11 protein-coding genes are annotated in these 12,864 nt (G+C 51.9%); 5 read left to right on the forward strand and 6 right to left on the reverse strand.

All coding sequences use genetic code 11. The annotated features are described in order from the left end of the window. The coding region (locus OM416_RS20535; protein WP_264932618.1) for a hypothetical protein at positions 1 to 400 on the forward strand (400 nt) is incomplete at its 5' end. A gap of 42 nt (positions 401 to 442) precedes the next feature. Here OM416_RS20535 and OM416_RS20540 read toward each other — a convergent pair. From OM416_RS20540 to OM416_RS20560, 5 genes are read right to left on the reverse strand one after another with little or no spacing between them, the layout of a single operon-like run. Beyond that, positions 443 to 577 carry a hypothetical protein gene (locus OM416_RS20540; RefSeq protein ID WP_264932619.1) on the reverse strand — a complete coding sequence of 45 codons (135 nt, stop codon included), beginning with the start codon at positions 575 to 577 and terminating at the stop codon, positions 443 to 445. 45 nt (positions 578 to 622) lie between these two features. Then, entirely contained in the window at positions 623 to 1,294 is a 672-nt protein-coding gene (locus OM416_RS20545; protein WP_264932620.1) for a class I SAM-dependent methyltransferase, read from the reverse strand. Beyond that, on the reverse strand, positions 1,291 to 2,760 hold the full coding sequence (locus OM416_RS20550; RefSeq protein ID WP_264932622.1) for a glycosyltransferase family 4 protein: 1,470 nt from the start codon (positions 2,758 to 2,760) through the stop codon (positions 1,291 to 1,293). Before OM416_RS20550 ends, OM416_RS20545 begins: the two co-directional genes overlap by 4 nt. A gap of 1 nt (position 2,761) precedes the next feature. Continuing rightward, on the reverse strand, positions 2,762 to 3,757 hold the full coding sequence (locus tag OM416_RS20555) for a glycosyltransferase (RefSeq protein ID WP_264932623.1): 996 nt from the start codon (positions 3,755 to 3,757) through the stop codon (positions 2,762 to 2,764). Next, complete coding sequence (locus OM416_RS20560) at positions 3,754 to 5,046, reverse strand: tetratricopeptide repeat protein (protein WP_264932624.1); 1,293 nt, start codon at positions 5,044 to 5,046, stop codon at positions 3,754 to 3,756. The genes OM416_RS20555 and OM416_RS20560 overlap by 4 nt, the downstream gene beginning before the upstream one ends. Before the next feature lie 383 nt (positions 5,047 to 5,429). Here OM416_RS20560 and OM416_RS20565 point away from each other — a divergent pair, with 383 nt between their 5' ends. Genes OM416_RS20565 through cydC form a run of 4 tightly spaced genes read left to right on the forward strand, consistent with a single transcriptional unit; the run spans position 5,430 to position 11,699 of the window. After that, the gene (locus OM416_RS20565; RefSeq protein ID WP_062836782.1) at positions 5,430 to 6,845 is read left to right on the forward strand and encodes a cytochrome ubiquinol oxidase subunit I; all 1,416 of its coding nucleotides are present in this window, start codon (positions 5,430 to 5,432) and stop codon (positions 6,843 to 6,845) included. Beyond that, the gene (cydB, locus tag OM416_RS20570; protein ID WP_264932625.1) at positions 6,790 to 7,845 is read left to right on the forward strand and encodes a cytochrome d ubiquinol oxidase subunit II; all 1,056 of its coding nucleotides are present in this window, start codon (positions 6,790 to 6,792) and stop codon (positions 7,843 to 7,845) included. The genes OM416_RS20565 and cydB overlap by 56 nt, the downstream gene beginning before the upstream one ends. A gap of 1 nt (position 7,846) precedes the next feature. Continuing rightward, positions 7,847 to 9,760, forward strand: a complete 1,914-nt coding sequence (gene cydD, locus OM416_RS20575; RefSeq protein WP_264932626.1) for a thiol reductant ABC exporter subunit CydD — start codon at positions 7,847 to 7,849, stop codon at positions 9,758 to 9,760. Between the two features lies 1 nt (position 9,761). Continuing rightward, a complete protein-coding gene (gene cydC / locus OM416_RS20580; protein WP_264932627.1) occupies positions 9,762 to 11,699 on the forward strand; it encodes a thiol reductant ABC exporter subunit CydC in 1,938 nt (645 codons plus the stop codon). A gap of 153 nt (positions 11,700 to 11,852) precedes the next feature. Here the strand turns inward: cydC and OM416_RS20585 are convergent, their stop codons facing one another. After that, on the reverse strand, positions 11,853 to 12,812 hold the full coding sequence (locus OM416_RS20585) for an MraY family glycosyltransferase (protein ID WP_062836785.1): 960 nt from the start codon (positions 12,810 to 12,812) through the stop codon (positions 11,853 to 11,855). Positions 12,813 to 12,864 lie beyond the last annotated feature (52 nt).

The raw sequence follows: 12,864 nt of genomic DNA on the forward strand, positions 1-12,864 counted from the left end.
GGCCCTGCCGCCTCGCGGTGCGCTGGCGTTGCTCGCAGCGCTTCCGCCTGCGGCACGCTGCGGGCTGCTGCGCGCACCCGCGAGCGTCCGCGAAGGGCTGCTTGCGCTATGCGGCCCACCTGACGGCGCGCAGCAGCCCTTCGCGGACGAAGTGCCCGCCCCGGAGCGCACCGCTCACGCGCTCCTTGCGGGCACGCTCGCGCTGCTCGCCGGGCGGCAGAACCTGGCGCGTGAATGGGCCGAATCGGCCCAACTCACTGCACGGCAACCTGCCGCCTCAGGTCGCCCGGCGACTGCAATCCCGCCGGGCCTGCAAACCCTGCTGCGCCTTACAGCACCCGGCGCAGCCTCTGCTGATGAATACACCAACCAGTGCAACATGTTACTGGTACACCTATAATTTTTCTTTAATCTTTAATCTCTAATCTCTGATTTTTAGTCTCTAGTCTCCAACCCCCAAGCCTGATCTGTTTCTCAATTCATCTCCGATTGGAAGTGCAAAAGCAACGGAGCTACCGGTAATCGGAGCATTTCCCGAACCGTGCATGGTTCCGTTGCCAATAGCTCGATCCCTCATTCCTCTATTCCTTCGTTCCTTACTCTGTACTCAACCCGATCATCCTCAACCTTTGCATATCACTGCGCGAAAACAGCGAATCGGCGTGCCGTACATGTCTGACCAGATAGCATCGTCCGGCTCCTCCACATTCAGCTTATCTTCAATGGTTAATCCGGTGACGGCCATAATCGTCTCCAGCAGATCAGGCCGCATCTCGGGCACATCGAAGGTGGCGATCAACTGTCCGTTGGGCTTCAGCACCCGGGCGAACTCACGAAAAGCCCGCAGCATTGTGCCTGTATCCAGATGTTCCAATACGGAGATACAGAACACCCGGTCGAACTTGCCGGACTCATACGGAAGCTGGGCCAGATTAGCCTGTGCACGGTGTAATCGGACGAGACTCGAATCCGGCAGATCCTGCGCAGCCTGCTCGCCAAAATCAGCAGCAATATCCAGCCGGATCGCCTCTTCAGACAAAATGCGTTCATCCCAGTCGCAGGCGTGAACCTCGCGGCAGTTCTCTGCAAGCCAGAATTTGAACGGATGGGAGATGCCGCAGGCTGCATCAAGGACCACATCGTCCGGACGTGCAAACCGCCGAGCCCATTCATATTCATATGGGCGGCTCCACCATGCCGGATGCAGGGGGAAGACCAGTGTGTCCGTTTTAGGGTCACTTTGCCGAATGTATCTTGATTCCATGAATTCCGTTGCCTTGGGCGTATCCATCATCCGCGAATTCCCTCCTTCAATCCTGTCTCTGCCAAAAAAGATTCCAGCACCGTGCTCCACCGGCTCCGCCACCTGGTTAGATCATAGGACAGTGCAGTCTCGCGCGCATAGATTCCCAGTCGTTCTCGCTCGGCCCGATCCTGTACGAGACGTACCAGAGCGGCGGTGAGTTCCTGCTCACCAGGAGGTACCAGTAGCCCATTAAACCCGTCCTGAATCAGATCATTCAATCCGCCAACATTGGAGGCAATTACCGGAAGTCCACAGCTCATTGCTTCCAGACAGGCATAGGAAGTACCCTCTGAGAACACGGTTGGAATTACGGCGATATCTGCCTGATGGTAGGCCTCACGAATATCCCGAAAATCATACGTGCGTTGAATGATTCGCTTCGCATGTGGATGAGTACGATGCCAATACCGAAAGGCTCTCCCCACCGTGCTACCTTCGACCAGTTCCCCGGCAAATTCAATCTCCAGATCCGGAAAGGCCCCCAATAGCTTATCTGCTGCCAGCATCATCGGAATAATGCCGCGTTCCATGCTGATACGGCGTGGATATATAATGCGAATTGGGCGGGGGGAGGACGCAGGGGCATCCACAGCTTTCTTTTCAACCTGTCCTTGAATTGGACCATTAACCTGACATTGAGCATCTGTTTCTATTACAATATCGTTAGCCCAATCCGTTGAATTGCGGTGGCTGCGAGCAACCCTATACGATTCGCCATCTACCTCGATTTCTTCCATTTTCGATACATTGAAATGGGGATCTACCGCTCCATCACCACTCGTTCCAACCTTGCCTTTTACAGTTTTCACTCCTGATATAACCGCTCCAAGATTCTCCTCATGACTCGCCAGATCAGTCTTCCATGCAGCAAGCCATTCATCTTCTTGTTCCTGCTCAAAGGTCCTCTTTGGCGGGGCTGGTGTGAAATAGGACGTATCCACTGCATTGGGAATGAGGACAACCTTCCTTGGGTCGGTATAGGTGCAAGCGGCCCGGCAAAAGGTCTGGAAATGGGAATCCACAGACACGATGCGCACAAGTCCATCCAGAGCCAGCTGAATGTGTTCTGCTACTTGTTGTTTGGTGTCCAGTGGCAGTCCGGGACGATCCCAGTTAATGCCGTGACAGATGCCAAGACTGCCGGGTTTGTAGGTGATGGGTTGCCACAGACAGCTCGCATAGATCACAGGTCCGCGTGCCGCGGCGGCCATCCGGTCAAAGGCTTCGGGCACATCATTCATGTCATATGCATAGCCAAATACATCAATCTGCTCCGTCCGCGTCTGAAACGCTTCAAAATAAGAGAGCTGATGAACCTCGGGAATGTGTCCGAGCCCACGGATGACACTGCACAGATCCAAAATGTAGCGCTCCAGTCCACCGCCAAATACCCGGCCAAATTCCCGATTGTACCCATCGGTGAAGCTATGTGTCAGAATACTCACCACGCCCATTTCACTGTCCCTCCTTCCAGGGAAGAAGCCGAGGTTCCGGATCTAGAATCGACTCGTAGTGTGCAAGATTGCCCCATTCACCACTAGGATCAATGCGCTTGTAACGCAAATATTTACGAACCCGATCCTCCAGGCTGCCGGCCCAACCGAGGTGCTGAACTTTCAGCTCCGTGCTGATCCCAGGCAACACAGTGCAGGACAAGGGGAGGCGGGGAACGTGATGATTCTGCTGTGGATAAAAATAAGGATATCCAGGCATATACCGTACAAGTGAAGCGGTATGCCGTTTATGCAGACACCAGAGATCATCTTCCCGGTAGTGGGTCCGGCCACCCCACATATCGTAGAAACGAAATGCAAACCAGTCCGCATACTCCTGATTAATCAGAGTGCGTATGGCTTTCTTGGCCTCTGTGCTGTATAGCTCATCCGCATCAACCGAGAGCAACCAGTCGGGATGTGTTCCCGCAGCCGCTTGCCATAAGGTGTTGCGAAGCCGCCATTCCTCGGCGAACAGCGGTTTCTCCAATACCTCCAGCCGGACCACCTTCGGATAGGCTTTGCATATGTCCGGGGTTCCGTCTGTGCTGGCATCGTCCACAATCACGATCTCATCCACGAACTCACTCAGATCATGCAGTACCTCTTCAAGGTATCGGCCACGTTCATTGCGAACCTGGAGCATGGCGGTCAGTTTGTTGCCTTTGCTTTTGCGAACCCGACGAATGGAGAAGGGCTCTTCGAATACACTTGTTTCCTCTTGTGATACAGCAGCATCCTGTTCTCCCTGATCTTGTACGTCGCCCCAGTGATGAATTTGGCTTCGAGTGCTCGGCGTTGGTTGTGCATGATCCGGCGTGTGATCGCCATTTCCCAATGCGTCTGTATGTGTCTGATCGACTGTTTCCGTTGGCGTATAAGTGGGTTTGGTTTGGATATCCCTGTGCACCATCGGCCCATTCACCTGTTGTCTACGCTTCTTCGGGTCCAGCATCATGGCACCTCCCCAAGCAATTGCTGTACAGCATGATCCAACAGCTCCAGCTCGACAATCCGGGCGAGCGCATCTTCATCCTCCAGTGCCGTTTCGAGAAAATGTCGGACTGCCCCGTGTCGCTCTCCTCTTAGAGCCAGCGCACTTCCGGATAATTGCTGATAATCCCGGCGACTGGCATCATCCTGAATATCGACTGCATGCACCAGAGCCAGTGCCTCTTCCACACGTCCAGTCTCCTGATAAATGCGGAATTTCCAATGTCTCGCCGTTTCTCCGCCAAGTTCGTCCAGGATACGCAAGGCGTTTCCGTAATCATCGTTAATACGTAGCAATTCCGCTCGTACAAGTTGATCTTCTCCCGCTTCAAGCCAGCGGCAGAGCTGTTCATAATGATGTCGTTCTTGTTCGTCGCTCGCACTGATACCGTACACCAGCAGGGCGTCCTCCAATTTCCCGGCCCGGGCATGGATGGCAGACAGGAAGCGATAGTGGGAGACTACGCAATCGCTGCGACCATTCATGACCGCATGGGTGAAGGCTTCTTGCAGTGAATGGATAGCCCGAGGATCTTCAAGCAAGTACTCATAGGCTGCCAGCAAAAAGGATATCGTCTCATGGGCGCCTGCTTTGGCTCGGAGCTGGCGGTAGAAGTCAGCACGTACACTGCATTGAAGCAGGGTGACGCTATCCAGCGTTCCTGACAGGATCTGCCGCAGCGCATGCAGGAAGAACAGTTCGTAGTCCCGGAGAGGGACTTCTAGGTCATCCTTTTGCATCGTACCTGCAGGTGTAGGATCTTCGCCGCCTAGCCAGACAGCGCGTACACCTTGGAAAAGCAGCTTCATATATCGTGTTTCGGAGGAGGTACCCACCAGATCGGCGATGCCAACCAGTTTGGAAATACTGCTTTCCCATAGCGGAGAAGTTGCTTCTTCTCCAGCAGGCTCAGGGAGCAGAACAATACATAGATCCGGCTCCAGCGAAGCTGTAGCCATAAACCAGTACGGATGGGTAATGACCGCAACGGTTCGTGGTTCCAGTAATAGCTGCTCGGCTTCAGGAAGGGAGATCACGGTGATGACCGAAGGTACATCCTCTGTTTGGGTCAGGCTGCTGACATAGTAGACATCTCCCTCGATCGACAGCAGCGCAGCAATATCGGGATAGGGAAAGGATGACCAGCCTCCTTTGCGGGGGAAGAGAACATACCGGACAGGGGGCTGTGCCGTAGTAGCCTCATCCGGGCCGACTTCGGGGGCTGAATCAGGTAACGGCGCAGGATTTTCCATAAATTGTTCACCTCACCTTGACTGAATTATGGTGCGTCATTCTCTCTGCATGTGCTTCATGCTTTCACTTCATATGTAAAGCCCTCACGGCACTTCGCATGTTATGCCTGAGACTAACATATGGGCATTCCTTCCCAAACATGAGTATCTTCCATGAATACATGATGTTGGCAAGCTGTGGTAATAGGCTGATTTTTATCTTTTGTGTGACCAGGATCACTTTTTTTTGCTCTAAACACGTAGATTGTGATAATTCTCACATGTATAAAATAGGTAATCTGGCACAATACGTTCATCAACGTATTTGGTGGACAGACAGCGAAGGTGCAGCTTCAATGCCAGATACGCATACTGCGAAGTGAACAGAAAGAAGGGGTAACGGTATGGATCCGATTATGTTATCGCGTATCCAATATGCACTTACAACGATTTTCCATTTCTTTTTTGTGCCGCTATCCATCGGTCTTGTGCTGTTGGTTGCGATTATGGAGACGTTGTACGTTGTTAAGGGTAAGGAGATCTACAAAACGATGGCCAAGTTCTGGGGCAAACTGTTCCTGATTAACTTTGCCGTCGGGGTAGTCACAGGTATTCTGCAAGAGTTTCAGTTCGGTATGAACTGGTCAGAGTACTCCCGATTTGTCGGGGATGTGTTCGGTGCGCCACTGGCTATTGAAGCCCTATTGGCGTTTTTTATGGAGTCTACATTTATTGGATTGTGGATATTTGGGTGGGATCGTTTGTCCAAAAAAGTGCATCTGGCTTGTATCTGGCTGGTGTTCGTTGGCACATTCCTGTCCGCGCTGTGGATTCTGGCGGCCAATTCGTTTATGCAGCATCCTGTCGGGTTTGAGATTAACAACGGCCGAGCCGAGATGAATGATTTCTTTGCACTCATCACGAATGGTCAGCTTCTCGTTGAGTTCCCACATACAATCTTTGGGGCATTGATGACAGGGGCATTCGTCGTAACGGGTATCAGTGCCTACAAATTGATGAAAAAGCAGGATGTGGAGATCTTCCGCAAATCGTTTAATATTGCGATCATTATCGCTCTGGTTTCTTCATTCGGCGTTGCTTTCTCCGGTCACTTCCAGGCGCAATATCTGGTGGAGACACAGCCGATGAAGATGGCAGCCAGTGAGGGCACATGGACGACGACAGAAGATCCGGCACCATGGACGGTGGTCGCTTTTATTGATCCGGATAAACAGGAGAATACGGGCGAGATCAAAATCCCCGGATTGCTCAGTTATCTGTCCTACAGTAAGTTCTCCGGTAGTGTCAAAGGCATGAAGGAGCTTCAAGCTGAGTATGAACAGACGTACGGACCAGGGGACTATATCCCTCCAGTACGTACAACGTTCTGGAGTTTCCGCATCATGATTGCAGCGGGTGGTTTGATGATTGCACTGGCGCTATACGGTACGTTTCTGGCTATGCGCAAGAAGCTGGAGGTCGCTGGGAAGTGGTTTATGCGTCTGATGGTGTTTGCCATCTCCCTGCCGTTTATCGCCAATACATCAGGTTGGATTATGACCGAGGTCGGAAGGCAGCCATGGACAGTATTTGGCTATATGACAACTGAAGCCGGGGTCTCACCGAATGTATCCGCAGGAATGATCCTGTTTTCGACCATTGCTTTTACCGCTGCGTATACGGTTCTCGGAATCGTGATGGTATACCTGTTCGTACGTGAGATCAAAGCCGGACCGTTTGCGGTCGAGAAGCCGGAAGATCACGATGAATCGGCCGACCCGTTCGGCGTGGATGGAGGTTATTCCGTTGTCACTAAGTGAGTTGTGGTTTTTGCTGATTGCCGTATTGTTTGTCGGGTTTTTCTTTTTGGAAGGTTTTGATTTTGGTGTGGGGATGTCTACAGGTATTATCGCCAAAACAGACCGTGAACGCCGGACCCTGATCAACTCGATCGGTCCGTTCTGGGATGGCAACGAAGTATGGCTGATTACAGCAGGGGGAGCGATGTTTGCTGCCTTCCCGCACTGGTATGCGACGTTGTTCAGTGGTTTTTACCTGCCACTTGTATTGGTGTTACTCGCCTTGATTGGTCGCGGGGTTGCTTTCGAATTCCGCAGTAAAATGAAACAACAGCGCTGGCGCAAAACGTGGGACATCATCATTGTTGTCTCCAGTGCGCTCTTGCCGTTCCTGTTCGGCGTGGTCTTTGCCACGTTGATGAAAGGTCTGCCCATTGATGGGGAGATGCAGTTGCGCGCAGGATTCTTTGATATCGTTAATCCGTACACCGTCATTGGTGGCTTGAGCGTAACGCTGTTGTGTCTGGTTCATGGATTGCTGTTTGCATCACTACGAACAGTAGGCGAACTCCGAGAGCGTGCCTTAAATACAGCGCAAAAATTGATGCTGCCGCTGGCTGCACTGCTCGCCGTTTACGCATTAATGACGTATTTCATGACGGATGTGTTCACCGTACGCGGTTGGGCCCTCTGGATTATGGTTGTACTTGGTGCAGTCTCGCTTGCACTTGCGGCCTACTTCGTTCGTCAGAAGCGTGAAGGCTGGGCTTTCGGTATGACAGGGGCAGTGATTGCAATTGCCTTTGCATCGGTATTTATCGGACTGTTCCCAAGAGTGATGGTGAGTTCTTTTGGAGCGGCATATGACCTGACCGTATACAACGCCGCATCTGGTGCGTATTCATTGAAAGTAATGACAATTGTAGCTTGCACATTGCTGCCGTTTGTTCTTGGTTATCAGATCTGGAGTTATTATATCTTCCGCAAACGTCTCAACGAGCAGCACCACCTGGAGTACTGATATGGGACGGGGGCTAATGAAGCTGCCGGGCATCCGGCCGGTACTTGCGCTGGCCTCAGCGCTGGTGTTGCTACAGGCGATGATGATCATTATGCAAGCCAAATGGCTGGCACAGGCAATCACGGCATTGTTTGAAGGTTCATCCGTAACGGAGCAGTATCCTGTACTGCTGCTGTTCCTGGCTGCTTTTGCCGCCCGCTATGCCCTATCCTTCTGGTTACAACTCGTGACTTCACGATATGCGGAGAAGACAGGGACCGATCTGCGGAGACAGATGGTGGAGCAGTGGTTCAGGCTTGGGCCGCGTTATGCCAAGACAGAGGGCACAGGCCATCTGGTTACGCTGGCACGTGAGGGGACAGCTCAATACAAGACGTATTTGGAACTATTCATTCCTCGCATGCTGGGCATGGGGCTCACCCCCATCGTCATTCTGCTGTATGTGTTCAAGCTGGATCTGATGTCCGGAGTTATTCTAATGCTGACACTCCCGATCCTGATCGTGTTCATGATTCTGATTGGTCTTGCTGCGCAGCGGAAGATTGACGGACAATTCCGATCCTACAAAGCACTTGCTAACCATTTTGTCGATACCCTGCGGGGTCTGGAAACGCTGAAAACGTTGGGACAGAGCAAAACACACGAAGGGTCCATTCTGCGGGTCAGTCAGCGGTATCGGAAGGCGACGATGTCTACCCTGCGCATGGCCTTTCTTTCTTCGTTTGCACTCGACTTTTTTACGATGCTGTCCGTTGCTTCCGTGGCGGTTGGTCTGGGATTACGTCTGACGGAAGGGCATATGCTACTCGGACCTGCGCTGACAGTGCTGATTCTGGCACCTGAATATTTCCTGCCTGTACGTATGCTCGGCGCCGATTATCATGCCACATTGGACGGTAAGGAAGCTGGAGCGGCCATTAATCAGGTGATTGAACGGGGGAAAGCCGCCGAACAGAAACAGAAAGAAGCCTATGCAAATGTTGTTGCACATCCGGTTACGTTAGAGGACGAAGTTGGATCTACACCATTATCTTTGGGTAAAAGGAAAGCCGCTACTTCGACCATACGTGTCGTGTTGAATGATAAAACGGCTGCCGGGCATCTTGCTCCTGATTCTGCTTCTGTTTCTACTACTCCTGAGCTTGTTTCTTCCTCTTCCTCAGTGTTCTCTTGGAATGAGAATAGCAGACTGGCACTAACGGATGTACAGGTACGGCATGATGATGAAGGTCCTTATTCGCTAAAGGATGTTACCTTTCAGATTACAGGTCTTGGAAAAATTGGTATTATTGGCGCCAGCGGAGCAGGCAAGTCCACGTTGATTGACGTATTGGCTGGATTTCAGCTTCCTACTTCAGGCCAAGTATTAGCCAACGGACAGCCTGTGACACAGGATATGCTTGAATCCTGGCGAAGACAGACGGCAGCTATCCCACAGCATCCGTATATTTTCAGTGGAAGCCTGGCCGATAACGTTCGTTTCTACATGCCGGAGGCTTCGGATGCGGAGGTGGCCAAGGCCATTAGCGCAGCTGGATTAACCAAGCTACTGTCCTCATTATCCGGTGGGCTGCATGAGTTAATTGGGGCTGGCGGCAGACAGCTCAGTGGTGGGCAGGAGCAACGCGTGGCGCTGGCAAGGGCCTTGCTTAGTCAACGAAACATCCTGTTGCTCGATGAACCGACAGCACATCTGGATGTAGAGACAGAGTATGAACTGAAACAGACGATGCTGCCGCTGTTTGATGGCAAACTTGTATTTTTGGCTACCCATCGCCTGCACTGGATGCCACATATGGATCGGATTATTGTCATGGATGGCGGCACAGTGGCAGAGACGGGAACACATCAGGAATTACTGGCACGACAAGGCGTATATTATCAGATGATTCAGGCCCAGATGGAGGCGATATAAAATGAAGTCCGGATATGAGCATATGGAGACCGTCCGTAATGGAAAAGAAAAAAATAGCTGGATCGCTCCGTATGTGGCACAGTACCGGTGGAGATTCATTGCAGTCATTGCGCTGGGTACATGTGCTGCACTGTGTGCGGTACTGCTGCTGTTTACCTCCGGATTTCTGATCTCCAAGTCTGCGCTGCGTCCTGAAAATATTCTGATGGTGTATGTACCCATTGTTGGGGTACGTGCATTTGGGATATTCCGCGCTGTCTTTCGATATATCGAGCGATTGGCAGGACATGATGCTGTACTGCGGGTGTTGGCCGATCAACGGGTGAAGCTATATCGCATTCTGGAGCCGCAGGCCCTGTTCTTGCGCTCTCGCATGCAGACCGGTGATGTGCTTGGAGCACTCGCCGATGATGTGGAGCGGTTGCAGGATATTTATCTGCGTACCGTTTTTCCCGCCGTTACCGCGCTCGTGATGTACGGTGCGGCTGTGATTGCCTTTGGCAGTGTTGATCTGGGATTTGCGTTGTGGATGGGCTTGTATATGTTATTTCTCGTTGCCGTGCTACCTGCGATCTCGCTGAAAGTGACGTGGAAATGGCGTGTACGGCTGAAAAAGGATAATAGCACGTTGTACACTCGACTGACCGACGGTGTGCTTGGGCTGGGAGATTGGCTTGCAAGTGGAAGAGCCGCTGAGTTCGTTCAGCAGCAGGAAGAGGCGGAGGGACAGGTCGACGCAGTTCGTCGCAAGTTGCGGCGCTGGACACGCTGGCGTGATCTGATGGCTCAGTGTGTCATTGGCCTGTTGGTGGTATCGGTTACGTTATGGGCCGGAAATGCCGCTTCTATTGGACAATTACCTGCTGTGATGATTGCTGCTTTTGTGCTGGTGTTGTTTCCGCTCACGGAAACGCTTCTGCCTGTAGGGGATGCTGTGGAGCATCTTCCACAATACCGGGAATCGCTGGACCGCTTGAAACAGCTGGAAGGGAAAGAGCATCTTTCGGTGAAGAATGGAGCGGATGATGTTGACGGGACGGGCGACTCGATCTCTACAGTAAAAAACGGCAACGTATTGGCTGGACAGCCATCGGAGTCCTTGCCAGAAGCGAGTGCTATCCCGGACAGACGAATTCGTCTTCGTATTCCACCCAAACTCAGAGCAGACATCGAGATCAATTGCGTTAGTTACCGTTATGCATCTGATGATTCTTATGCTGTACAGGACGTATCCCTTCATCTGCCACAAGGCAAACGTCTGGCTATCCTTGGTCGAAGCGGCGGCGGAAAATCGACATTGTTGAAACTCATTCAGGGGGCTTTGCTTCCGTCTACGGGGAAAGTCCTAATCAATAATATGCCTGTGCAGACCCTGGGTGAGAGTGTCACTGATGTCATTGCAGTGCTGAATCAGAGTCCTCACCTGTTCGATACCACGGTAGCGAATAATTTGCGAATCGGACGTCCGAAAGCAACGGATGAGGAGATTCGTCAGGTAGCCGCGCAAGTAGGTCTATCTAGTCTGATCGAATCTTTGCCGCAAGGATATGATACGCCGATGCTGGAGACGGGGCTGCGTTTCTCCGGTGGGGAAAGGCAACGGATTGCGCTGGCCCGGGTACTGCTTCGGGAGACACCTGTTATTATATTGGATGAACCAACCGTTGGGCTTGATCCTGTGACTGAACGCGAGCTTATGCAGACCATTCTGGATAGCTTGCAAGGCAAAACCATGATCTGGGTGACCCATCACCTGATTGGTGCGGAACAGATGGACGAACTTATTTTTATGGAAAATGGTCAGATTGCCATGCAAGGTTCTCACGAACAATTGCTGGCTGGGGAAGAGAGATACCGCCGTCTCATCGAACTCGATCGGCCGGGGTGGACAGATCGGCAGCAACGGGAAAAGTCGTTGCCTCCTGTAGCTGCGAGATAAGTGTGAGCCTGTGAGCGCTTGCGGTTTAAGACGTGTAGGTGTTGCATACCAGTCCAGATGGACGAACCATAAAAACACAACAAAGAGACGAGCCAAGGAAATCTTGGACTCGTCTCTTTTACATTCCGATATGACCGCTTTCGTCGCGGATACTTACATCTCTACCAGCATCAAAATAATGGAGGAAAGGCACAGACAAGTGCTGACGAGATAGAGCACAGCAACAACCTGTTTGTGATTCAATCCGGCACGTAGCAGTCGATAATGAGCTTGACTCGCATCGGCCTGGTAGATCGCTTTACCTTGAATGAAACGTTTGATAACGACAAAGATGTTGTCGAAGATCGGTACACCGAGCGCCAGAATTGGAATGAAGATGGACAACATGGTCGCTTGTTTGAATGCACCATCCAGAGCGATAACCGCCAGAATGAAGCCAAGGAACGTAGCGCCTGCATCGCCCATGAACACTTTGGCAGGAGCTTTGTTGTACTTCAGATAACCGATGGTCACACCGACCAGAATGATCGACATGAGTGCGGAATCCGTTTGACCTTTGGCAAGAGCCACGATGAACAGGGTGATCGCCGAGATGGCCGATAATCCGCCAGCCAGTCCGTCCATGCCGTCCGAGAAGTTGATGACGGTTGTCACTCCGAAGATCCACAGGATCGTGAGAATGAATTGCAGCCAGATCGGAAGCATGACATATTCCGCGTTAAAGGGATTCACGAATCCGGTGAACGCTATGCCAGAAGCGAATACGAGCACTGCCGCAGAGACCTGTACGAGCATCTTGGGCAGGGCAGGAAAATCTTTGCCTTTCGTTTTGTACCAGTCGTCGACGGTACCAATCGTTAGCAGAAGCATACCACCAGCGACCAGAGCCGCCGTTTCCCATGTGATTTCTTTGGTCAGAGCAATGTATGTCAGGAAAAATCCAGTAAATATCGCGTAACTCGCCGTGAGCGGGATCGGTTGCCTGTGCAGCTTACGCTCCACATCTTCCCGGGGCTTGTCCACAAAATCGAGCCGGTGAGCCAATCGACCAAGCGGCGGAATAAGCAGAACCACGACAGCAAAAGACACTATAAAAGCCAGTATGTATACCATAAACTCGCTTGTTTCACTCCCATCTACCAATTTCCCCTTATTATACGAGTTA

Source organism: Paenibacillus sp. LS1 (genome assembly GCF_026013365.1).
Taxonomy (GTDB): domain Bacteria; phylum Bacillota; class Bacilli; order Paenibacillales; family Paenibacillaceae; genus Paenibacillus.

Bases quoted from the DNA above. Each gene is read 5' to 3' on its own strand.
- OM416_RS20540 (WP_264932619.1), bottom strand. From the start codon at position 577: ATGAGGGATCGAGCTATTGGCAACGGAACCATGCACGGTTCGGGAAAT.
- OM416_RS20545 (WP_264932620.1), bottom strand. From the start codon at position 1,294: ATGATGGATACGCCCAAGGCAACGGAATTCATGGAATCAAGATACATT.
- OM416_RS20550 (WP_264932622.1), bottom strand. From the start codon at position 2,760: ATGGGCGTGGTGAGTATTCTGACACATAGCTTCACCGATGGGTACAAT.
- OM416_RS20555 (WP_264932623.1), bottom strand. From the start codon at position 3,757: ATGATGCTGGACCCGAAGAAGCGTAGACAACAGGTGAATGGGCCGATG.
- OM416_RS20560 (WP_264932624.1), bottom strand. From the start codon at position 5,046: ATGGAAAATCCTGCGCCGTTACCTGATTCAGCCCCCGAAGTCGGCCCG.
- OM416_RS20565 (WP_062836782.1), top strand. From the start codon at position 5,430: ATGGATCCGATTATGTTATCGCGTATCCAATATGCACTTACAACGATT.
- cydB (WP_264932625.1), top strand. From the start codon at position 6,790: ATGAATCGGCCGACCCGTTCGGCGTGGATGGAGGTTATTCCGTTGTCA.
- cydD (WP_264932626.1), top strand. From the start codon at position 7,847: ATGGGACGGGGGCTAATGAAGCTGCCGGGCATCCGGCCGGTACTTGCG.
- cydC (WP_264932627.1), top strand. From the start codon at position 9,762: ATGAAGTCCGGATATGAGCATATGGAGACCGTCCGTAATGGAAAAGAA.
- OM416_RS20585 (WP_062836785.1), bottom strand. From the start codon at position 12,812: ATGGTATACATACTGGCTTTTATAGTGTCTTTTGCTGTCGTGGTTCTG.